Below are 24,718 nucleotides of genomic sequence, written 5' to 3'. Positions count from 1 at the left end.
CTACTTCTTTTGGTGTGAAATTTCTAAAAAATCTTCTCTTATTGGACTGAATACATCGATAAGAACTCCAGCTTCCAGACAGACAGCACCGTGAGGAACATTTGGTGGAATAAAAAATCCATCACCGGCATTTAATACTTTTTTTTCTTCTCCAATAGTAACTTCAAAACTTCCTGATTCTACATAAGTGGTTTGAGAGTGGAAATGGTCGTGGATATACCCGATAGCTCCTTTTTCGAAGTCTACTTTCACCATCATTATATTCACGTCATAACCGATCATCTGACGCTTGATACCTTCGGCAGCTTGTTCCCATGGTTTATCTTTAGTTACAAAGAATACGTCACTTTTTATTTTTGAATAACTCATTTTTTAGTTGGTTTTAGATTATAATTTCCTTTCCATTGATATTCTTGGTTATCAACGGTTATTTGATGTTGTTTATGTGGATCGTGTTCTTGATTAACAATCGCTAAGGTGTATTGCTCATCATTTTTGAATGTAATTTTAACAATCGTATAATTATCATCAGAATAGACTAACTGAATAGTACTAACATCAGAATGTGGATTTTGAACTGATTCTAATTTTGGATCAAAGTTTCCATGAGGTTCTATTACGTTTATAAACGTATGATCTTTTTTATTACTTTCTCTTAGCATATAAGAAGCGTCATTTCTTAGGTTGAAATCAGGGTCATTAGCTCCTAATCTAGAAAAAACCATCTTACTTTCTGGGCTTATATGACTGGAGATAGAGTAGAAGCGATTCTGGTTTAACCAAGTTAAAGTTGCAAAATCCTTATTACTTTTTCCCTGAGCCAATTTCCATAAATGTTGATAACCATTTTTAACACCTAATTCGGACAATGTGTTTTCTTTCTCATACTCAAAATTAGTCTCCATTATATGTCCTTGGTACATGAAGTTCAGATCGTATTGATGTGCTTCTTTAGATTTAATAGTATATACATCAATGATGAAAGGAGGTCTTTTTGTAGCTTTGTCTTTAATAATGGCTAATGTCCGTTGCATATTAACTCCTTCGTATGCATTCTCTTCTTTTGCACTAACAATTTGAAAATTTGAATCTTTTAGATTCGAAAATAGTAGTTTTGGACTTACTTTACTTGATGCTTTTACATTAGCTCCGAATTGAGAAGTTTCATCTACTGTAACTGTATTATGAGCTATAGTTTGCTTTGCCCATGTTTTGTTCTCAGGTAAATAGCGTCCACCTTTTTTAGATTCTACATTAAGAAACCTTGCTGCACCATAATCTTGTAGTATTTCTTGTTTACCGTCATATAAGAATAAAGAAAGTCTATCAAAATGTCCATGTCCCATCCCTTGAGAAGCAAATTTAAATACAGATGTGATTTTTTCATCTTTTCTTCCATTAGGCATTCTTAATAATGCTAATCCGCCATCTTCTCCATCTTTTCCGTCTGTAATTAGTAATGGTTTTTTTTCATAAGCTATGGGATTAAAGTTTTCTAATGCTTTAGCAACTTCTAATCCAGCACCTGAGATACTAACTTTTTCGTGTGCTAAGGTAATAGGCAGTAGCGAGCTATCTTTATAGTAGGCGTATGCAATATTGCTGGCAAATATCAATTCACTAGTTAAATAGTTTTTTTCTTTTAATGCATCATTAAAAGGAAAAAATGCTCCATTTTCATCAGTTAGTTGCAATACTGTGGTTACCGCTTTGCCTAATAATTGATCTCGGTATTCGAAAATTTTTAGATCAGGTTGGTTGATCTGAATGGCTTGAGCGAAAAGCATAAAAGGCATCATAGCATATCGCTGATAATAAGGGCCTTCAGAATAATACCCTTCTGGAGAAAAAAGCATATCTATCTGTTTAAGAAAGCCAGTTTCTTTATCCTTATTACTTCCGTAAAGAGCACGGTCTACCATATCCTGATCTTTGAGAACATATCCCGTCATACCAACACCCGCTACTGCCCAGGTTCCATGGTTATGTATTTTATTAAATGTTTTTTTAGAATCTACACTGATAAATTCTGCTACTTTTTTAAAGACACTATCTTCAATTATTGTTTTGTTTTCTTCAGAAATAGCATCACTTACTAGGTTATAAGCTTGTATCGAATTAACTAACCAAACACTTTCATTTAGTCCTTGCCAGAAAAGTTTTCCGGCTGGATGATTTTCTTTGCTTTTAGGGTGTAAGGATAAATTAGGATACATTTTCGCATATACCAATAACATATCTGTTACAAATTCTGAATATTTAGCATCTCCAGTTATTGCGTAAGCAATTCCTGCAGCATACATTTCTCCATAATTGCGCTTATGTTTTTCGTGAGTATATCCACCACCAGGATCTTTTGGGGTAGGTACTTCAATACCATTGATTATTGCTTTGTCTGCCTTTTCTTTCTGTTGTTCAAAGGAGGTTTTTAGAACGTCATTTGTACTTAATAACTCTTTTATTTCTTTAGCATTTGAAACAGATAGTGAGAGTACAGGTTTTTGGTATTGAACAGATGCTGTTTTCTTCTCAGTTTCTTCTTCTGTATTACAGCTGAAATGTATCACACCTAGGATTAAGGTTAGACAAAGTGTGCCTAACCTTAACCATTTAGTATGTAAAGGTGATTGGATCATTCAATAATTTTTTTATAAAAATAATTAAGGTTTTTATTCTTCTATTAACCTTGATCTTTCCAGTTAGTTTGGTCTGTAATTGAAGCTGCCGAGTAATCTACGGCTCCGAATTCTGTGAGTACTCTATCAGTTACAATAATCCAATCATAATCAACAGATCTGGGAATATTATCATCAGAGTTACCAGCGGTAAGACGAAAGTGGAATCTCGAAAAATCGGCTGCACTATCCATAAATCCATTAAGTCTCACAGCAACTAATACCCATTCTCCACCAGTATCTAAAAGTGGACCATTAGATTCCCTACGCTGAGCACTGGAAGTACCTAAATATATTTTTGTTCTACAGTCTGCACCATTGATTCTCATCCAAAAATGTAACACAGGATTCCCTCCAAATCTACCTGCAGGGTCTGCTAACGCAGCTGATTCTTGTGCCATTTCTTCGGTTCCATAATCAACACCACCTGTACTAAATTGGTATCCGTATATGGATACTAATGTACTAGTAGTTGCTTTAGGATAATCTAAGTGTAAATATCTATTTCCAAAAGATTCTGTCATTCCAGTAAACCTTGGCTGCTCTGATTGATCTTCTCCTAATGATAATACCACTTCTGAAGGATCCCCGTTTTTATTATCTCTTACGGTTTCAACAGCTTTGTTGTCAAAATCATAATATTCATAATATGGCCCATTAATATAAGGTATGTTAAATATAGTCTGGCGCATTTCTGTATCTGTAATAATAACTTCTGTGATACCTGTTGTTACTCCAGGTGGTACCATAAAGTTTATTTCATCTTCTGGATCTTGATCCTCATCGAGCTCCAATATTTCTGCGTTAACACCGTCTACAGTTACTGAACTTGTAAAATCCATATTATCGCCTTTAATTACCACAACGTTATCTCTGGACATTATTCTTGGTACGGTTGAAAGTTCTGGTGTCGGTATATTAACTAAGAAAGAAGCACTTAATTCTTGTGTAATTTCACCACTATTGCTATTGTAAACTAAATTTATAGCGACAGGGGCTAAAGTTCCTGGATTAGGAACCTTTACTACTATCACACCATTTTCTTGAAAAGATATCACACCGGGAACTCCTCCAAATGTAACGCTTGATACTACACCGAGATTAGCACCTTCTATAATTAACAGGTCATTTGCAGTAGCTTCACTTGGTATTGCACTTGTTACAGAAGGGACAGGATACGATACAGTTAAACTTTCAGTTGAAGTCGCTGTAAATTCTAAGTTTTCAGCACCTTGTCTACTTAAATCATTAATAAGTATAATTGATCCTGAGACAACAGCTGGGTCAACTCTAAGTAAAATTTGAGTGTCACTAATCTTACTTTTAATTTCGGTAGGAATACCACCAATAGTAGCTCTATCCACGAATTGTAGAAATTCTCCTTCTACAAGTACGTCTTCAAGTATTTCTGCGCTGGACGGAGAAAAACTAGATATTATTGGAGTTGCAGATTCAATTTCTTCAACAGTTTGATCCACTTCTATATCCGCGTCACAAGATGAGGATATTACAAATATCAACATTAAACCGAAAACCAATAGCCCTGCTAGGATTCTCTTGAAAGATGCTTCGTAATTTTTCATAATTCTATGGTATTAATTTTATTTTTTTGCTTCCCATTTCAATCCGATACGTTCTGTTTTAAGTAACGGTGATTTCTCACTTGGAATGAAATTGTTTTTATCTTCCCATTTTGGGTTTTTATACATTACATCTGTAGCAGATGCTCCTTTTGTTATTTTTACAGTACCGCAGTCAAAAATGACACAGTTACTAATCGTGTTTTTATTTCCTTTTAGGTTGACAGGATTCACAACTTTATAGCTTTTTTCGAATACTGAGTTTTTGATGTCAACAGAAACGATACCTTTATTTCTTATCACTGTACCCTTTTCTGTATTCCCTACATTACTGAATACCGAATTATCAACTATAAGTTTTCCTCCCAAAGTTGACTCATCAGTTCCTCCTCTATAATAGTTTATAGCCCATTGCTCAATATCTTTAAAAATTGTGTTATCAATATGTACAACTTGAGCGTTGTATTTTCCGCTATCGTCTTTTTCTTCAGATAGATTAATACCTCTGTAAGCTTTTTCAATTCTGGAATTGACAATACTTACTGTGTCGGCAAAGGTTCCTTTGTATGCTTTGTATACACTGCCGCCTTTTTTATTATTAAAACTGTGAATATGACAATTGTCAATAAATACAGAATAAGTCTCAGATATGCCTTTGTCAGGAGAAACTACTGCATATTTGATAGGAACACTTAAGTCTCCTGATATTTCAATATTATTTAGTCGTAAGGAATTACCTCCTTCAACTCTAAAGAAATAGGTTGGATTTTTTTCTAAGCCTTCTTTTACTTTTAATAAAGGTTTTCCGTCTTTAGAGTTTCCTTGAATAGTAACGCTAGTTGTGACTTTTATGCCTTTTTCTAAAATGTATTCTCCCGATTTTAAATTAAGGATACTACCAAAAGAAGCTTTTTTTAATGCTTTGCGTAAAGTCCCTACACCTGGTTCTACTTCAATAATTTCAGGTTCTACTATTGTTTTCTGAGGTTTTACTTTTGAATCCCAAGAAGTACCACTTTTTAAAACAAGTGCTTTCGGGAGCTTATTATTTCCAAGATTATATGCTCCGGCAACAAAAGTACTTCTCTTATCTCCCGTAATATCAAACTTAGGTGATTTGTTTTCGAGTTTGGATTTTTTTAGTAATTCTTCATTAGTAACTTTCGGTACATAAAGAATATTTTCTAAAGTGTCCCAGTCTACTTTAACCTTTGAGAAACCTGATTTATCGAAACTTTTTTCAGTATCAAGAATGTTTCCGGAGAACTTAAATCCATCTAATTTATCGTGAACTGTAACAATATCACCACCATTATCGTTAAAGATTAAATTGTTTTCGAAAACGGTGTTAATAGGAGCTAAGGATCTTTCTTCATCTTTTCCTGCACAAAACTGAATTGGAGAACAATTGATAATCGTATTATTCTGGATTTTTACGTCTTTAACTTGGTGGTATCTGTTTGCGGGACTATTAGGTACGCCATTCATAACCACAATTGGACCTCTAAAGCCATCACCAGTAAGATTCATCATCAAATTATTTCTAACAACATGACCTGCATTGATGATTCTAATACCTCCAGTGTTTGGTTTTTGATTTCCAATAAACACATTACTTTCAATTAAACATCTATTTCCATGTCTTAAGGTTAACACACCTTCACTTTCTAAAAAAAGATTGTTACGATATACATTATCACAAGACTTATTCGAAATAATTTCTACTTCTCCATTGCATTTTTCAAAAACATTATCTTCCACAATAGTTCTGGATGATAATAAAGAATTTTTGCTAGTTCCTATTCTAATTGTTTCTCCTCCATTAAAACCTAAAGATGGTCTTTCTCCAAAATAGTTGTGATCAATTCTATGATTGTTATTGATATGTTCTTCACCTTTTAGCCAAACTACCAAGGTCGTACCGGAGTTTGTTTTGCCTGCAAAATAATTGTGATCTACTCTATTGTTCTTACCCCAAACGCTTACCCATTTATAATCAGTAGCTTTTGACTTTGGATTATAATACGTAATTGCACAATTAGTTATTCTGGAATGATTAGCAAATTCTTTAGAGTTTATTCTAAAGGAGATTACAGATTTACCAGAAGCATATCCATTTTTAAACCATAAACCTTTAACTATTATATGATTTCCAGCCATTTTTAAGCTAGAATCTCCGGTAATAAATACTTTACCGGATTCTTCTGCTTCAATTATAATTGGGTTTTCTGAGCTCCCTTGACCTTTAACTACTAATTTAACATCTTTCCATTCTCCATTTTTTAGTATGATGCGATCACCTGCTTTTACAGATTGTATAGCTGTATTGAATTCGTCAATAGTAGCTACTTTAATCTCATTAGCGAAACTCATGCATCCAATAAAAAAGAGTTGGATTGATACTATAGTAGTAATGATATGTTGTTTAGTTAGAGTCATTAATAACCAATGTTTTGAGCTAAATTAGGATTTAGATCAATTTCTCTTTGTGGTATTGGTAATAGTAATTGGAAATCGGAAATAGGACTTGCGTCAAGATCCGGATTATCAGGGTTGTTATATGCAAACTCATTAGCAAAGTGCTCGTTTATAACAGTTAAAGCTCTATTAGTTCTTAAGAGATCAAAGAATCTGTGATTTTCAAAAGCAAACTCTAGACGTCTTTCATTCTCTAAAGCTAGTTTAAATGCAAAACTTGAGTTGACATCAGTTTCTGTTAAAGCGGTTAGTCCAGCTCTCACTCTTACTTTGTTTAATTCTATTAAAGCTTCAGAAATTCCTCTGGCATCTACATATGCTTCAGAAAGCATTAACAGTACATCAGCAAATCTTGTTATTGGCCAGTCCACATCTCCATCGTCTAATGCAGCAAAGTCAGAATTGTATTTAGTAACGTGTTTAATAAAAATTTCTATGTCATCTGTTTCTTCATTGTCATCAACGAAAATATAACTATCTGCCATAGAAGTTTCTTTTCTTAGATCTCCAACTTCATATGTATCGGAAACATTTTCAGTAGGAACATTAAGTCCATCACCATTACCAAACACTACATTACCATCACTTTGTAATGGAGCAAAAAAGTTAGGGAAAGGAGAACCTAAACCGATAAGCCCTTGTTCATAGCGAACCGAAAAAATAACTTCATTGTTTAACTCATTATCTGGCGCGAAAAGATCGTCATAATTTGTTAAAAGATCATTTAATCCTCTGTCTCTAACATATTCTAACTGAGTGATTGCGGCTTCTATATCTCTTGTAGGACTTGATAGGTGAACTTTTCCTAATATAGTTCTAGCTGCAATTCCTGTTGCTCGTCCGAATTCTGAATCATCATATTCTTCAGGCAAAAGTGCTATTGCATCTTCAAGATCTTGAATGATAAAAGGATAAACTTCGGATTGAGGTCTACGAGATAATTGAAAACCTTCTTCACCGATCAATACCCTATCGGAGATTACAATACTTCCATACAGTCGTGTTAAGTTAAAATGCATTAATGCTCTAAGGAATTTTGCTTCGCCTTCGTATTGATTTCTTAAACCCTGGTCTTCGGCAACATCAAGATTCGCTAGAATTCTATTTGTTAAAGCAATAGTTTTATAACAATTAGCATAGTATGCTTGATTTATCGAGTTATTAGTGTCTACGGTTAAGCGATCTAATGTAAAACGAGGAGCATCTGATTCTGGAGATCTATCAGGGTTGGTAAATGTATTATCAGAACGTAGTTCTGTAATATTCCATTCTACAGACATTACATCGTACAAACTAGAATATGAAGCAATTATTCCTCTGTCTAATTCTTCTTGGTTTTGATAGAAGTCGTCATCCGTTCTAAAGGAAATTACTTCTTCTTCGAGATCACAGGACACCATAAGTAATGTCAAGGACAATGCATAAATATTAAAATTTATGAATCTGTTTGGAAGTTTAAAAATATGTTTCATTATATATATTTTTCAGTCTATATTTCATTTATTGTAACGAATTTCCGCTAACTATATATGAAATTGACTATCGTTATTTGCTTTTTAGAAATTGATATCTAGTCCGAGTGCAAGTTGTCTCTGCACTGGTGTAACTCCTCTTTGATATCCTCTGATCAAAACGTTACCTCTATCGGTATTCCCTTCAGGATTATTACCCAAATAATCATCCGCAGTGCTATACCATAAGTTTTGTCCAGAAAGATAAACTCTCATTTTTTCTAATCCTATTCTATTTGCGGCATTAGTAGGGATAGAATATCCTAGTACTACTTCTCTTAATGATATATAAGATGCATCTTGTACAGCATAATCTGTCTCTAACCAAGGAACACCAATTCTAATTCCAGGCCTACTTGCAGGGATATTTTCATTAAACCATTGATCTTCGGCGTATATTGTTCCATAACGGGCAACTTCATTATAAAAGGCTTCTCCCCAAACTACTTCACCTCCCTGAGATCCTTGAAAAGAAAAGTTAAGATCCAGATTTCCATAGATAAAAGTATTAGTGAATCCCCAAATAAAATCCGGAAATGGATCACCAATGACAGTTCTGTCATCTTCATTAATGATTCCGTCACCATTAACATCTACTCTTTTAAGTCCTCCTACAGCATCCGTTATACCACTAGGGCTATTTGCTAACTCTTCTGCAGTCTGAAAAATCCCATCTGTACGATATCCGTAGAATTGAATATATGGTTCTCCTACACGCGTAATATACTGATCTGTTCTTTCTCCATTATTAATAGCTCTTTCAGAACCACCGAAGGAAATAAGCTTATTTTCATTAAAAGAGATATTAGCACTTCCTTGCCATTTTAGTTTGCCCTTTCCTAAATTTGTGGATAGATCAAATTCCCAACCAGAGTTCTGAACTTTTCCAATGTTATTCCATTGTTCGTCAAAACCAGTTGAATTAGAAATTTGCTGTCTTAATAGTAGCTTTTCTGATAATTTATAATAGTAATCAACCGTAAGGTTTACAGCTCCATTAAAAAGACCTAAATCAATACCGTTGTTAAATTCTGTATTCGTTTCCCAGGTTATATCCGGGTTTCCTTGTAAAAAATCTACTTCACCTTGTCCTGTAGTAACTCCACCTGTGTTTCCTAGGCTATAATTGCTAAAATCCACTATGGTTGGTGCTAAAAAGTCGAATAGAGCAGGAGCAGATCCACTAATACCCCAACTAGATCTTAACTTCAGATTATTTACTGTATTCCCAATACTATTTCTCCAAAAGTTTTCGTTGGCAACATTCCAACCGATCGAAACAGATGGGAAAACTCCGTATTTATTGTTTTTTCCGAACTTATTAAAACCATCTGCTCTTCCTGCTAGTGAAATCAAGTAACGATCTTTATAGGCATAATTTACTCTTGCTAAATAAGACGATAATATGGTTTCATCTTTTAGGGTAAATGTGTTATCCAGGTCTATAATAGTTCCTCCATTAAGAGTTGTTATGGTCTCATCATCGAAATTTGTAATTCTAAGGTTGCTAAGACGTTCTGTTGTGTTCTCGTAGGTAATACCAAATAACAATCCAAGATCGTGTCCATTAAAATCTCTGTTATAAGTTAAGGTATTCTCATTTATGTATTTAACAGTAAGCTGATCTGCTAAAATTCCTTCAGTTTCTCCATCTCTATCTCCATCGGATCCAAAAAATTCTTCTCCAGTACGATATCTAACATATCCTCCAAGTGAAGATCTTAAGGTAAGGCCTTTCGCAATTTTCCATTTAACAGAACCATTAGCTAGTAATCTATACTCAAAACGATTACGTCTACTAGCTTCTTGTCTAGATATAGGGTTAAAGTTAGATGAAGACCATAAATTTTCAATATTTCCCGTGTTTTCTGTTAAACCAGTTACAGGGTCTATATAATCAAAATTAAGATTTCTGAAATGTAATGCATGTGCAAAACTTCCTAAAGGTTGTCCTGTTAAATCAGAAGTATATTGATTATGTCTAACAGGGATCCAAGTTTCATATCTTCCAGTATCGGTGAAATTGATAGAAGATCTTCTAGTAAGTGTATATGAAGGGTTGATTTTTAAATCAAAGCTTAAGTTATCTGATAATTTAGATTTAAGTCTGGCAGATAAATTTAACCTTTCTAAATCGTTATCTTTTCTAAGACCTTCATCATAAATATAATTTGCAGAGATCAAGTAGTTAGTTCTAGTTCCTCCTCCATATATATTTAGTTGATAATTGTCAATTCTAGCAGGGTTTCTTAATGCTTCATCTTGCCAGTTAGTAGGCCCACCAATGTTTTGTGCGATAGTTCTTTTTCCTATTTGAACATTATCATAGTTTACAAAGTTAGGTTCTCTGTTTTCTTGCTGAGCATTAAAGTTTTCTACTAATTGATCTCTATTTCTATCCAAGTCAGAGAATTGAATTGCATCTAAGATATCAATACTTCTAGCAGCTTGTTTTAAACCAGATAATGATTTAAATTCATAAGATGTTTTTTCTGATTTTCCTTCTTTAGTAGTTACAAGGATAACACCATTAGCACCTCTAGATCCATATATTGCGGTGGAACTAGCATCTTTTAAAACTTCTATAGATTGTATTGTGCTAGGATTGATGAATTGAAGACCATCATCAAAAGGAAATCCATCTACTACAACCAATGGCGCCGAACTAAGACTAATAGAACCAATACCTCTTACAATTATTTCTGGTTCGTCACCTACATTACCTGTAGTGTTTCTGATTTGAACTCCGGCAATTTTACCTTTAATACTATTAGAAACATCTGAGTATGGAAGTTCATCAAGATTTTTGTTTTCTAATTTGGAGACAGAAGCTGTTAAACTAGATTTTTTCTGAACCCCATAACCAATAACAACGACTTGTTCAAGTTCAGAAGCTTCTTCTTCTAGAGCTACATCAATTTTTGTTTGATTGTCAATAGATATAGTTATTGTTTTCTTTCCAGTAAAAGAAAATGAAACTACATCTCCTTTTTTTACTTTAAGCTGGTAAAATCCATCAAAATCCGTGGTTGTTCCAGCATTTGATCCTAATATCAGTACATTAACACCTGGTATTGGAATTCCGTCTTCTCGGGAAGTGACAGTTCCTTCTAACGTTATGCCATCTTGAGCAAGCACTGTACAATGATATAGAACAATCATTACGATTGTTATAATCTTTTTTAAATACATAAGTAATTATTTTTTTGTTTTAGAATGCTTTAGTTTAAATCACTAATAGGTTCATTTTTCGATTTAAAAGCAAAACTTATTTTGATAATTACTTATTTTCAAACAAAGTCTCAAAAAAATAATAAATCGAAGTGCGTTTATGTATTTTTCTTATATTTGTTATAATCTATCTATAAGTAATTATAGTCTAAATTTTACTTTTTAAACTAAGTGAATTTTCGAAAATCAAGGGATTAGTGTGGTAGCTGTCCCTTTTTTTGTTTCTATCTTTTTATGTTACATATTCGATTGGTATTAGAATTATTCCCCTTGTTTTTTATTATTTATTCTTAGTCATAACAAAATTTGTATAAATCTTTAAAGTGTTCTTCAAGTTTAGCCACTGCTCTATCTGGATCTTTATCGACTATGGCGTCAATTATAGATTGATGTTCTTTTATTAATAAGTGATTTTCATCTTTATTACATACTTTATTAGCTACAAAACGGGTAATGATTTCTGGAGTGATTACTAACATTAGAGAGTTGATAACACTGTTACCACTCGCTTCTGATAGTTTAAGATGAAACATTAAATCTTCCTCTACAGCATTTAAACCATTTATTGCTTTTTCACTATAAGCTTCGTGCGCAGCTTGTATTTGACGTAAATGTTCATCAGATCTCCTTGTAGCTGCTAATCTGACAGCATTTGTTTCCAGTATCAATCTTGTTTCTACTAAGGATTTAAAATCAGGTTCTTGTAATTGTAATATATCGGTCATCATTCCATTAAGAGCGGTTACACCTATATTGGATACTCTAGTTCCACTTTGAGGGAATTTTTTAACCAATCCATAAAACTCTAACCTTTGTATAGCTTGACGCAACTGGTTGCGACTTACTCCTAGCTTTTCTGCCAGAATTCTTTCAGCTGGAAGCTTATCACCAGGTTCAAGTTGTTTAGAAACAATTAATTCCCTAATTTTAGAAATAATTATTTCTTCGGAACCCTTTTTTGGATTGGATATAACATCCGTTTCCTTCTCTATTTTAATACTCATATACTGGGTTTGATTTTAACTGGTTGACCAATCTGGTTAACCAAAAGTATTGTTTTTTTTTATTTTCACAAAATTTATATGTTAAAAAGATTAAGAAAGTTCAAAAAAGTTATATTTTTTTAATCAAATACATATTCTAAATCCTTTTCGTATTGTGAAAAGGATGGGTAAGATGTGTACTTTTTAATTATTAAGAATATTGCTTCTTTTTTTATCTATCATACCTTTTACCGTTAAAAATAACAAAAAAATGTTATCCGATATAAGGTATTTAAACAGGTGGTAATTAGTGAAATGTAACTTTTCATGTCATTTACTTAAGATTTTTATGAAATTTTGGTTTAGTTTTTACGAAAATCATAATTATGCAAGATTGTTGGTTTTAATTTCTATGTGGAGACTTTTTTTATGTAATTTTGTGACATCTAGTTAACGAAAGGGGCTACGGCCGACGATTTAGAGTTACTATTATGAAAACGGCAAATTTTATTTTTACAGAAGTTAATGTTCAGTTCTTGAACAAACCAGTTGATACCAATATTTCTACACGCCGCTTTCGCCGCCCCTTGGGGGTCTAAAATTATTTTGAAGTAGGTGCGTCCTGCTTCCCCTATAAAATATTCCTTTTTTCGATTTAGTAAATATTTATTTAGTTGATAATTTACATATCTGTAAATACTAACTTTACTAAACTCGAATCTTTCCAGGAAGTTTACCATTTTAAATTTTAAGTAGTTACACTTTGTAATATCAGTGATTCATTGCTATTACAAAGTCAAACATAACGAATTACATCTGACCTATATAGGATAATAGAAAAGAACAGATGAAAGATATAGAAATCATAATCGCTACAAAAGATCATCTTACATATGCTAGAGAAATATGTAATGTTATATCAGACTCTGCAAAAGTTAGAGGGACTGGTATTGCTAAACGTACTCCGGAGTATATAAAAACCAAGATTAGGAATGGAAATGCAATTATAGCTTTATGTCAAGGTAAGTTTGCTGGCTTCTGTTATATAGAAGTTTGGGGACATGAAAAATATGTAGCGCATTCTGGTCTTATTGTACATCCGGATTTTAGGAATCAAGGGTTGGCGAAGAAAATTAAAGAATTCACTTTTAATTATTCTTTGCAAAAGTATCCTCTTTCCAAGGTTTTTGGAATTACAACCGGATTAGCAGTAATGAAGATAAACTCAGATTTAGGGTATAAACCAGTTACTTTCTCAGAACTAACCGACGATCCCAAATTTTGGGCAGGCTGTAAAACCTGTACTAATTATGATATTCTTACTGCTAAAGATCATAAAATGTGCCTTTGTACAGGAATGTTGTACGATCCAGCTAATGGAGCAAGAAAAAAGGAAAAATGGTACAATAGAAAAGTACTGAAAAGATTAAAAAAAATAAAACAAACAATGCTAACAAGCAATAAACAATTGTTGTTATGGAAAAAGTAGTAGTGGCATATAGTGGAGGTTTAGATACTTCCTATTGCGTAAAATATCTTATTCACGAAAAAAATTTTGAAGTTCACACGATATTAGTAAATACCGGTGGTTTTTCTGATGAAGAATTAGAACATACGGAAAAAAGAGCATACGAGTTGGGAAGTACTTCTCATGTGAATAAAACCATACTGGATAAATTTTACGAAAAAGCAATTAAATATTTGATTTTCGGTAATGTCCTTAAGAATAATACATATCCATTATCAGTAAGTGCAGAAAGGATTTTTCAAGCAATAGAGGTTATTAATTATGCGAAGAAAGTTGGAGCTAAATATATCGCACACGGAAGTACTGGTGCAGGAAATGATCAGATTAGGTTTGATGTAATTTTTCAAACGTTGGCTCCCGAAATTGAAATTATTACTCCGATAAGAGACTTAAAATTATCTAGACAAGCAGAAGTTGAGTTTCTCAAAAAACATGGAGTAAATTACAGTTGGGAAAAGGCTCAGTATTCTATTAATAAAGGAATTTGGGGAACTAGTGTAGGAGGAAAAGAGACGTTAACATCGCATAATGCCTTACCTGAAGATGCATATCCAAGCCAGCTTCAAAAAGACAAAGAAGAAACCATAACACTAAATTTTGAAAAAGGAGAATTAGTCGGTTTAGATGGAATCAAGGATACTCCCGTGAAAAATATTCAGAAACTGGAAGAACTTGCGAGTGCCTTTGCTATCGGTAGGGATATCCATGTTGGCGATACTATTATAGGTATAAAAGGTAGAGTAGGCTTTGAGGCTGCAGCTCCATTAGTAATTATAAAAGCGCATCATTTATTAGAAAAACATGTGCTAACCAAGTGGCAACAATATTGGAAAGAGCAATTAGCAAATTGGTATGGTATGTTATTACATGAAGGTAATTATCTAGATCCAGTCATGAGAAATATCGAGGTATTCCTAGACGACTCTCAGAAATCAGTTACGGGAGATGTAATCGTGAAATTAAAACCTTATCATTTTACATTGGTAGGAATCGAATCAGAATTTGATATGATGAAATCAGATTTTGGTCAATATGGCGAAATGAACAATTCGTGGACTGCCGATGATGCTAAAGGTTTTATCAAAATATATGGGAATGCAAACAAGATATACCATAACGTAAACCCAAGCGAGTCATGATTAAAGTTGGAATTATAGGAGGATCGGGATATACAGCTGGAGAATTATTAAGGCTATTAGTTAATCATTCGCAGGTAACGCTGGATTTTGTATACAGTACTACAAATGCTGGTGTTTCTATTAGCAAACAGCACGTAGATTTATTAGGAGATATAGATATTTCGTTTACGGATATTATTAATCCAGATGTAGATGTATTATTTCTATGTCTTGGGCATGGTAGATCAAGAGCATTTCTGGAGGAACATACTTTTTCTGATAATACTAAGATTATAGATTTAGGGAACGATTTCAGATTAGAAAATGATCAAAATTTCTTAGGAAGAGATTTTGTTTATGGCTTACCTGAATTACAAAAAGAAAAGATTCAATCAGCTCAGAATATTGCGAACCCTGGATGTTTTGCCACTGCAATCCAGTTAGGATTATTACCATTGGCTTCATCTGGAAAATTAACTGATTCAATTCATGTGAATGCTACAACCGGAAGTACAGGAGCGGGAGTAATGCCCGGTGGTACTACACATTTTAGTTGGAGAGACAATAATTTCTCTAGTTATAAAGTGTTTACGCATCAACATCTTGATGAGATCAATCAGAGTATTCAACAATTACAAAATGATTTTGATACTCCTATTTTCTTTATACCCAATAGAGGTAATTTCAGTAAAGGTATTTATGCTACAATGTATACTAAATATGATGGATCAGAAAAAGAGGCGAAAGCCTTGTACGATTCTTTCTATAAAGATGCAAAATTCACAATAGTATCAGATTCTGAAATTCACCTTAAACAAGTGGTAAATACAAATAAATGTATTCTCCATGTTAGTAAAAAAGATGGAATGTTATTAATCACATCAGTGATCGATAATTTGATAAAAGGAGCTTCAGGGCAGGCTATTCATAATATGAACTTGATGTTTGGCATAGAAGAAAAAACAGGATTAGAATTAAAAGCAAGTGCATTTTAAAAGAAACAAGCTCAGACTGACAAAAGAAATAAAAAATGAATAAAATAACAATCATAGGAGGAGGTAACTTAGGGAAATCCATAATATCTGGATTGGCTGATAGTGATCTATTCAAGGCAGAAAATATAACAGTAGTAGATAAATCTAAATATAACTTAAAAGAAGTAGAAGGAAAATTAGGAGTATCGACATCACAAAACATTATAGCGTCCATAAAAGATGTAAAATGGGTGATTCTATGTGTACAACCAAGGCAATTAGATGCAGTTCTTCAAGAGATTAAAGATGTGGTAACAGCTGATCAGATATTGATCTCTACAGTTACTGGAACTTCTATTGCAGAAATCAATGAGGTCCTTCCTAATAATAAAGTAGTGCGAGTAATGCCTAATACTGGAGCTGCAAAAAAACTGTCGATGACTTGTATTGCTGCTAATGATGATGTAAAGGAGGAGTTGTCTACAGTAGAAAAAATGTTCGATACTATTGGAAAAACTTTAGTAATCGAAGAAAGATTAATGCAAGCAGCTACTGTTTTGGGAGCTAGTGGAATAGCTTTCTTTTTAAGATTTCTTAGAGCTATGATACAAGGCGGAATTCAAATGGGGTTTCATCCTCACGAAGCTCAGATTATAGCCGTACAAACTGCCATTGGTGCAGCAACCCTGGTAGCAGAAAATGGAACACATCCTGAGCGTGAAATTGATAAAGTAACTACACCACAAGGCTGTACGATTGAAGGACTAAATGAAATGGAGCACCAAGGATTAAGTTCCTCTGTCATAAAAGGAGTGATGGCTTCTTATGAAAAAATTAATACGATTAAATAAAACGCTATGAAATTATTTGATGTATATCCCTTATACGACGTGGAGCCTGTTAACGCTTATGATAGTATTGTGGTGGGTAAAGATGGAATTGAATATTTAGATTTATATGGAGGTCATGCCGTGATATCAGTCGGCCATGGACATCCACATTATGTAAAAAGAGTAAAAGAACAATTAGAAAAAATTGGATTTTATTCTAATGCTGTTCAAAACAGTTTACAATCCGAATTAGCGGATAAATTAGGTGAACTATCTGGTTATAATGAGTTTCAGTTATTTTTATGTAATTCTGGAGCAGAAGCAAATGAAAATGCGCTAAAACTAGCTTCTTTTTATACCGGTAAATCTAGAGTGGTAGCTTTTCATAAAGGATTCCACGGCAGAACTTCGGCGGCAGTTGCAGCTACAGATAACGCTAAGATTAATTCGCCCTTGAATATGCAGCAAAACGTCACCTTTTTACCATTAAATGATTTGGATTTAGTACAAGCCGAGTTAAAAAAAGGTGATGTATGTGCTGTAATCATTGAACCAATTCAGGGAGTTGGGGGATTAGATGAAGGAACTAGCGAGTTTTTTAGAGGCTTAGAAAAATTGTGCAAAGAAAATGATGTAGTGTTAATTCTGGATGAGGTACAGGCTGGATTTGGGAGAACTGGAAAATTCTTTGCACATCAATATCACGGAATTAGACCAGATATCATTTCTATTGCTAAAGGAATGGGTAATGGTTTTCCAATAGGTGGAATTATGATAGCGCCACACATTGAGCCTAGTTATGGAATGTTGGGGACAACCTTTGGAGGGAATCACCTGGCTTGTGCAGCAGCTTTATCAGTTTTAGAAATATTAGAAATGGAGAATTTGATTGATAATGCAAAACTTACAGGAGATTATTTTATATCCCAAGCTATTCGACTTCCTGGTGTGAAGAAAGTGAAAGGAAAGGGATTGATGCTGGGATTAGAATTTGATTTTGAAGTGAGTGATCTTAGAAAGAAACTGATTTATGATGAACATATTTTTACGGGAGGCGCAATGAATAAAAAGTTGTTAAGAATACTTCCGCCATTAACAATAGGTAAATCTGAAATAGATCAGTTCATTAAGGCATTGCAGAAAGTTTTAGTACCAGAAAAGATATAAGCATGAGCATTACATTAGATATATCACAAAGAAATTCAGTATTGCAAAAGATGGCAGTACTGGTAGATCAACATAGAGATGCCATAATTACCGCGAACTTAAAAGATCTAGAATTATATACAGGAGATGATTTGGCGATGCGTGATCGATTAAAAGTCGATCAAAGTAAAATTGAGACTATGATTGCAGCGCTTCAGCAATTAAGTAACCAGGAAGATCCGATAGGAGTGGAGCGTTTTCGATTTACTCATAATAACGGTATGAAGGTATATAATAAAACGGCTCCTTTTGGTACCGTATTAATTATTTATGAATCTAGACCAGATGTAACTATAGAAGCAGCAGGAATCGCATTTAAATCTGGGAATAAGATTTTATTAAAAGGAGGCAAAGAGTCTTTACATTCTAATTTAGAAATTGTAAAACTATGGCATCAAGCATTTGAGGAAAACAATATTTCATCGCATTGGGTAGAATATTTGAATTACAATAGAACAGAGACTCAAGCATTTTTAGAAAAACCAACCCAAAATGTTGACCTTATCGTACCTAGAGGAGGAGAAAAACTGATCGCATTTGTAAAACAACATGCTAGCTGTCCAGTAATAGTAAGTGGAAGGGGTAATAACTTTGTCTATGTCCATAATGAGGCAGATAGAGCTTTGGCTTTGGATAATATTATTAATGGGAAAACAGACAAAATTTCTGCTTGTAATGCTGTAGATAAAGTCTTAATAGATAAAAATCTCCCTAATAAGGAGGACTTTGTTAGAAACCTTATAACAACACTCAAAAATTTTAATGTAGAAATATTAGGGGATGCTTCATTGTCCAAATACGTAGATGTAAATCCAATTTCTGATGATAATATATGGCAGGAAGAATTCTTAGATTATAAAATTGTCATAGGGGAAACGGAAAATGCTCCAGAAGCAATTTCAAAAATAAATAGATATAGTGGAGGACATTCTGCAGCTATTATTACTAGAAACCAAAAGGAAGCAGAGGTCTTTATGTCATCCGTAGATTGTGCAGCGGTATATCATAATGCGTCGACTAGATTTACGGATGGTTTTCAGTTAGGCTTAGGAGGAGAATTAGCAATAAGTACGGATAAATTACATCAAAGAGGTCCGATAGGTTTACAACATCTGGTTACTAATAAATGGTATATACATGGAGATGGACAGATCAGATAAAAAAAGGATAGTACTGAAGATAGGTTCTAACGTTTTGACAAAAGGTACAGATCATATCTCAAGAGGTAAGATAGAAGATATTGGTAGACAGATAGTTGCTTTGCAAGACCGTTATGAGTTTGTGATTGTAAGTTCAGGCGCTATTGCCGTGGCAAAACAATTTGTGAATTTAGAAAGTAATGGAAAAGAGATTAATGTAAAGCAGGCATTAGCATCTATCGGACAGCCTCATTTAATGCGAATTTTTCAGGAGAGTTTTAGAGATTTAGGTTTACTAACATCCCAATGTTTGTTGTCATATTCTGATTTTGAAAGGGAACAATCCAAAAAGAATATTGTGAACACAATTAACGTATTAGTCGCTAATAACTATATCCCAATTATTAATGAAAATGACACAGTCGCTACCGACGAAATTCAATTTGGGGATAATGATAAATTAGCCGCTTTAACAGCTAGTTTGTTGGAAGCTGATTTATTAGTAATTGCGACGAATACCAATGGTATTTGTACAAGAGAATCAGTTGAGAATAACACATATCAAACAATTGATAAAGTAGATGATATAGCATCATTGACAAACGAAATTGTTTCATCTATTTCTACACACGGAACGGGTGGGATGAAGTCCAAAATACAAGCAGCCAGTATTGCGCAAAATGCAGCTATAGAAACTTGGATTGTAAACGGATTAAATGATGATTTTATGGTTAAAGCAATTGGTAAGAAGATTCCTTTTACTATGATTAAAGTTGAAAGTAAAAAAGAGATCATAGAGAATAAACTCTAATCAGAAAAAGATATAATGCTAAAAATAGAAAATTAGAAGTTTTGGAGAATAGACTAGAAGAATTTCAAAGAATAACAATGAGTTTTCAAAATAAATTATGACAGGGTTTATTTTCTTTTTTCTAACCTCTTTTTTCGTAATACAAAAAATATGAATAATTATTTTTCAATAAAAGATATCGATTCACTAAATAATTGGGTGAATGAAGCTATTGAGATGAAGCAAAATCCTTTGTCCGATAAAACTTTAGGAGAAGACAAAACCATTGGGTTATTGTTCTTTAATCCAAGCTTACGTACAAGGCTGAGTACTCAAAAAGCGGCTTTAAACCTTGGTATGAATGTAATCGTCATGAATTTTACTGGAGAAGGCTGGTCTTTAGAATATGGAGATGGAACAGTAATGGATCAGGGAAATTCGGAACATGTAAAAGAAGCAGCTCAAGTAGTTTCTCAGTATTGTGATGTGTTGGCAATCAGAGCTTTTGCAAAATTAGATAATAGAGAAGAAGATTATCAAGAAAAGGTACTTAAGAGTTTTATCCAGTATGCTACGATTCCTGTAATTAATATGGAAAGCGCTACGGGTCATCCTTTACAGGCATTAACAGATGCTATTACAATAGCAGAACATAAGCCAAAACACAAACCAAAGATTGTACTATCGTGGGCACCGCATCCAAAAGCCTTACCGCAGGCAGTTGCTAATTCTTTTGTAGAAATGGCGCAACAATTGGATGCCGATTTTGTAATTACCCACCCAGTGGGATTTGAGTTAGCCAGTCAGATTACCAATAAGGTGCCCATAGAGTACGATCAAGAGAATGCATTGAAAGATGCAGATTTCGTATATGTGAAGAATTGGAGTTCTTATACGGATTATGGAAAATCATCTCAAGATCAGAGCTGGAAAATTACAGAAGAGAAAATGAAATCAACTAATAATGCAAAGTTTATGCATTGTTTACCTGTAAGAAGAAATGTGGTTATAGATGATGCGGTTATTGATAGTGAGAACTCGATTGTAATTGAACAGGCAAATAATAGAACCTATGCTGCTCAATTAGTGTTAAAGAAGATATTAGAAAATAAGTAAAACGTTCTCTCTTTCTGAAGAAGGTTAGGGTAATAATTGGTATGAAAACGAAACAAAAATTATTGGTAGCTAAGATTGGAGAGGGCAGAACGTTAAGAAAATGTCCAGTGGACATTTTTAGTGAATGAGCCAGAAGGCGCGTTGGCAATACAAATTTATAATATGGAGATAAAACAAAAATTATTGGTAGCTAAGATTGGAGGAAATATCATCGAAGATGAAAATGCTTTAAACTCCTTTTTGCAAGATTTTTCTAAAATTGAAGAGCCTAAAATTTTAATCCACGGAGGTGGAAAATCAGCAACTAAATTAGCTTCCAGATTAGGAGTGAAAACGGAGATGATTGATGGAAGGAGAATTACTTCTGCAGAGAATTTGGATATTGTAGTGATGACCTATGCAGGATTGTTAAATAAAACCATCGTTTCTGGTTTACAGAAGCATAATTGTAATGCATTGGGACTCACAGGAACGGATGCCAATGTTATAAGTGCAGCTAAAAGACCAGTGAAGTTTGTTGATTATGGATTCGTAGGTGATGTTACAAAGGTAAATGCAGAGGTAATCAAAGGATTTTTAGAATTAGATATAGTACCTGTTTTTTGCGCTGTCACTCATGATGGTAATGGACAATTGTTTAATACGAATGCCGATACCATTGCTTCCGAAATAGCTTCTGCAATGAGTGATTATTATAAGGTGTCACTCTTTTATTGTTTCGAATTACAAGGAGTTTTAGAAAATATAGCAGATAAAGATTCTGTAATAGAGCATATTGATTTAGAAAAGTATAATCAATTAAGAGATGCAGAGGTTATTGCAGATGGCATGTTGCCAAAACTTCAAAATTGTTTTGATGCGTTACAGAAAAAAGTAAGTAAGGTACATATAGCAAATGCAGATTTTATAAAAGATAAAACCATAAAACACACAACTTTGAGTCTATAATAATGATAGAAGAATTAACAAACAAAGCCATTAAGCTTTTACATACATTGATCGAAACGCAGTCTTTTTCTTCAGAAGAGGAGGGAACTGCAAATTTGATTGAGAATTGGTTTAATCAATACGATATCCCTTTCGAAAGAGAAAACAATAATATTTGGGCGTACAATAAATATTTTGATGAAACGAAGCCGACTATTTTACTGAACTCTCATCACGATACCGTAAAGCCTAATGGTAATTATACAAATGATCCTTTCAGAGCATTTGTAGAAGATGGTAAATTATATGGATTGGGAAGTAATGATGCTGGAGGGTGCTTAGTATCTTTAATAACAACATTTACTTATTTCTACAATAAAGATAATTTGAAATATAACTTAGTGATAGCGGCGTCCGCAGAAGAAGAGAGTAGTGGTCCTTTAGGTCTTAAAAGTATCCTGAAGTATTTAAAAAATGTTGAATTCGCTATTGTTGGAGAACCAACACTAATGCAATTGGCCATTGCAGAGAAAGGATTACTTGTATTAGATGTGTCTGTTAAAGGAACCGCAAGTCACGCTGCACATCCTAATAACGATAATGCTATTTATAATACACTTGAAATAATTGAATGGTTTAAGAATTACAAATTCGAAAAAAGTTCTGAAACTTTAGGAGATGTAAAAATGACAGTTACACAAGTTAGTGCGGGTAACCAGCATAATGTAGTACCATCTCATTGTGATTTAGTAGTTGATATTAGAGTAAACGATAAATACAAAAATGAAGAGGTTTTGGAAATGGTGAAACAAGCTATGCCCAAAAATGTTGAGGTAAAACCAAGATCGTTACATTTAGGATCTTCATCAATACCAAAAGATCATGCTATTGTTAAATCTGGCATCGCTTTAGGTAGAACGACCTATGGATCACCAACCCTATCAGATCAATCAGTATTGAGTTGTCCGTCTCTAAAATTAGGACCGGGAGATTCTACAAGATCACATTCTGCAGATGAATTTATATATGTGGATGAAATCAAAGAAGGTGTAGATTTATATATTAAAATTTTAGAAGGAATAGTATAATTATGTGTCACACTGTGCTTGTCGAAGTGTAACTAATATATAGGCTTAGACAAGCTCAGCCTGACAATAATAAACGATATAAATAAAGAAAATGAAACTTTGGGATAAAGGATTACCAACAGACCAAAAGATAGATATGTTTACTGTCGGTAATGACAGACAACTAGATTTGGTAATTGCTAAATATGATATACAAGCGACCTTGGCGCACGCTAAGATGTTGCATAAGATTGAGCTACTCTCCGATCAGGATATTTCTGCAATTGAAGAAGAACTAGATATGTTGGCAAAGCAAGTTGAAGAAGGCACTTTTGTAATTGAAGATCAGTTTGAAGATGTACATTCTAAAATTGAATTCGAACTAACAAAAAAGATAGGAGACGCAGGGAAAAAAATCCATACGGCTAGATCCAGAAATGATCAAGTTTTGGTAGCGATGCATTTATATCTAAAGGATGAACTAGTAGCTATCAAGTCTCAGGTTAAAGAATTATCAGAAAACCTATTAAGTACAGCAGAAAAATATAAAGAAGTGCTCGTGCCAGGATATACACATCTTCAGATTGCAATGCCATCTTCATTTGGTTTATGGTTTTCAGCCTATGCAGAGAGTTTTGTAGATGATTTGTATTTTGTGAATGCCGCACTAAAAGTTGTAGATCAAAATCCATTAGGTAGTGCCGCCGGATACGGAAGTTCATTTCCCATTGACAGAGAATTTACTACGAAAGAATTAGGTTTTGAAACGCTAAAATATAATGTGGTAGCTGCACAAATGAGCAGAGGAAAATCCGAAAAATCTACCGCTTATGCAATGAGTAGTGTAGCAGGAACACTCTCTAAACTAGCAATGGATGTTTGTCTCTATATGAGTCAGAATTTTGATTTTATGAGCATTCCATCAGAGTTAACTACGGGTTCTAGTATTATGCCACATAAAAAGAATCCAGATGTGTTTGAACTTATAAGAGGAAAGTGTAATAAAGTTCAAGCGTTACCTTATGAGTTAAGCTTGTTGACTAACAACTTGCCTAGCGGTTATCATAGAGATTTACAATTGCTTAAAGAAGGAATTGTTCCAGCAATTCAAGATCTAAAAGCATGTTTAGAAATGGCAATCTATGCGCTAAAAAGTATTACGGTAAATGAGACTATTTTAGAAGATTCTAAATATGATTATTTGTTTAGTGTAGATACATTAAATGAATTAGTGATGAAAGGAATGTCCTTTAGAGATGCGTATGTGAAAATTGGACTAGATATCGAAAACGGAAATTACAAACCAGAAAAAAATACGAAGCATAGTCATATAGGAAGTATAAATAATTTGTGTTTAGATCATATTAAAGAAAAACTAGATTCAGTGTAGCAGACAATAGTTTGCCGTATTGAGCTTGTCGAAATGTAGGCCAAAATCTATTTGTTTACATATGAACTAAAAACATTGAAGAGAAGTTGAAGCTGTTAATTGAGTGTAAGTTGAGTTAGTTTAATTTTTTTGGCTTCAACCTAGACCCTCATCGGAGTAGTTAACCGGTGAGGGT

The 24,718-nt window shown here is 33.6% G+C and carries 18 protein-coding genes; 11 read left to right on the top strand and 7 right to left on the bottom strand.

Translation table 11 applies throughout. The annotated features are described in order from the left end of the window. From D1818_RS06350 to D1818_RS06320, 7 genes are all read right to left on the bottom strand, one after another. Entirely contained in the window at positions 1–369 is a 369-nt protein-coding gene (locus tag D1818_RS06350; RefSeq protein WP_118457114.1) for a cupin domain-containing protein, read from the bottom strand. Further along, positions 366–2,636: an alginate lyase family protein gene (locus D1818_RS06345; protein ID WP_118457112.1), complete on the bottom strand. Its 2,271-nt coding sequence runs from the start codon at positions 2,634–2,636 to the stop codon at positions 366–368. The genes D1818_RS06350 and D1818_RS06345 overlap by 4 nt, the downstream gene beginning before the upstream one ends. Positions 2,637–2,680: 44 nt before the next feature. Next, positions 2,681–4,258: an IPT/TIG domain-containing protein gene (locus tag D1818_RS06340; RefSeq protein ID WP_118457110.1), complete on the bottom strand. Its 1,578-nt coding sequence runs from the start codon at positions 4,256–4,258 to the stop codon at positions 2,681–2,683. Between the two features lie 18 nt (positions 4,259–4,276). Beyond that, positions 4,277–6,694, bottom strand: a complete 2,418-nt coding sequence (locus tag D1818_RS06335; protein WP_233558592.1) for a polysaccharide lyase 6 family protein — start codon at positions 6,692–6,694, stop codon at positions 4,277–4,279. Beyond that, positions 6,694–8,205, bottom strand: a complete 1,512-nt coding sequence (locus D1818_RS06330; protein WP_118457108.1) for a RagB/SusD family nutrient uptake outer membrane protein — start codon at positions 8,203–8,205, stop codon at positions 6,694–6,696. The genes D1818_RS06335 and D1818_RS06330 overlap by 1 nt, the downstream gene beginning before the upstream one ends. Before the next feature lie 84 nt (positions 8,206–8,289). Continuing rightward, positions 8,290–11,436 carry a SusC/RagA family TonB-linked outer membrane protein gene (locus D1818_RS06325; RefSeq protein ID WP_118457106.1) on the bottom strand — a complete coding sequence of 1,049 codons (3,147 nt, stop codon included), beginning with the start codon at positions 11,434–11,436 and terminating at the stop codon, positions 8,290–8,292. A 329-nt stretch (positions 11,437–11,765) separates the two neighbouring features. After that, the gene (locus D1818_RS06320; protein WP_118457104.1) at positions 11,766–12,479 is read right to left on the bottom strand and encodes a FadR/GntR family transcriptional regulator; all 714 of its coding nucleotides are present in this window, start codon (positions 12,477–12,479) and stop codon (positions 11,766–11,768) included. Positions 12,480–13,305: 826 nt separating this feature from the next. Here D1818_RS06320 and D1818_RS06310 point away from each other — a divergent pair. The 11 genes from D1818_RS06310 to argH all read left to right on the top strand — a co-directional run bounded on the left by D1818_RS06310 (position 13,306) and on the right by argH (position 24,543). Next, positions 13,306–13,947 (top strand): GNAT family N-acetyltransferase, encoded by a 642-nt coding sequence (locus tag D1818_RS06310; protein WP_118457100.1) that lies wholly within the window; start codon positions 13,306–13,308, stop codon positions 13,945–13,947. Continuing rightward, the gene (locus D1818_RS06305; RefSeq protein WP_118457098.1) at positions 13,935–15,125 is read left to right on the top strand and encodes an argininosuccinate synthase; all 1,191 of its coding nucleotides are present in this window, start codon (positions 13,935–13,937) and stop codon (positions 15,123–15,125) included. Before D1818_RS06310 ends, D1818_RS06305 begins: the two co-directional genes overlap by 13 nt. Further along, on the top strand, positions 15,122–16,099 hold the full coding sequence (gene argC, locus D1818_RS06300; protein WP_118457096.1) for an N-acetyl-gamma-glutamyl-phosphate reductase: 978 nt from the start codon (positions 15,122–15,124) through the stop codon (positions 16,097–16,099). The genes D1818_RS06305 and argC overlap by 4 nt, the downstream gene beginning before the upstream one ends. A 35-nt stretch (positions 16,100–16,134) precedes the next feature. Then, positions 16,135–16,929 (top strand): pyrroline-5-carboxylate reductase, encoded by a 795-nt coding sequence (proC, locus tag D1818_RS06295; RefSeq protein ID WP_118457093.1) that lies wholly within the window; start codon positions 16,135–16,137, stop codon positions 16,927–16,929. Positions 16,930–16,935: 6 nt separating this feature from the next. Beyond that, a complete protein-coding gene (locus tag D1818_RS06290) occupies positions 16,936–18,075 on the top strand; it encodes an aspartate aminotransferase family protein (RefSeq protein WP_118457091.1) in 1,140 nt (379 codons plus the stop codon). 2 nt (positions 18,076–18,077) lie between these two features. Then, positions 18,078–19,274, top strand: a complete 1,197-nt coding sequence (locus tag D1818_RS06285; protein WP_118457089.1) for a glutamate-5-semialdehyde dehydrogenase — start codon at positions 18,078–18,080, stop codon at positions 19,272–19,274. Next, positions 19,252–20,064: a glutamate 5-kinase gene (gene proB / locus D1818_RS06280; protein WP_233558626.1), complete on the top strand. Its 813-nt coding sequence runs from the start codon at positions 19,252–19,254 to the stop codon at positions 20,062–20,064. Before D1818_RS06285 ends, proB begins: the two co-directional genes overlap by 23 nt. Before the next feature lie 150 nt (positions 20,065–20,214). After that, positions 20,215–21,159, top strand: coding sequence for an N-acetylornithine carbamoyltransferase (locus D1818_RS06275; protein WP_118457085.1), 945 nt, complete (start codon positions 20,215–20,217; stop codon positions 21,157–21,159). A gap of 162 nt (positions 21,160–21,321) precedes the next feature. After that, the gene (gene argB / locus D1818_RS06270) at positions 21,322–22,107 is read left to right on the top strand and encodes an acetylglutamate kinase (RefSeq protein WP_118463539.1); all 786 of its coding nucleotides are present in this window, start codon (positions 21,322–21,324) and stop codon (positions 22,105–22,107) included. A gap of 2 nt (positions 22,108–22,109) precedes the next feature. Then, complete coding sequence (locus tag D1818_RS06265) at positions 22,110–23,174, top strand: M20 family metallo-hydrolase (RefSeq protein WP_199726301.1); 1,065 nt, start codon at positions 22,110–22,112, stop codon at positions 23,172–23,174. Between the two features lie 91 nt (positions 23,175–23,265). Beyond that, the gene (gene argH / locus D1818_RS06260) at positions 23,266–24,543 is read left to right on the top strand and encodes an argininosuccinate lyase (RefSeq protein WP_118457081.1); all 1,278 of its coding nucleotides are present in this window, start codon (positions 23,266–23,268) and stop codon (positions 24,541–24,543) included. The last annotated feature ends 175 nt before the right edge of the window (positions 24,544–24,718 follow it).

The organism is Aquimarina sp. BL5 (genome assembly GCF_003443675.1).
Classification (GTDB): domain Bacteria; phylum Bacteroidota; class Bacteroidia; order Flavobacteriales; family Flavobacteriaceae; genus Aquimarina.
Note: the sequence above shows the minus strand (reverse complement) of the source record. Positions and strands in the feature narration are given on the sequence as shown.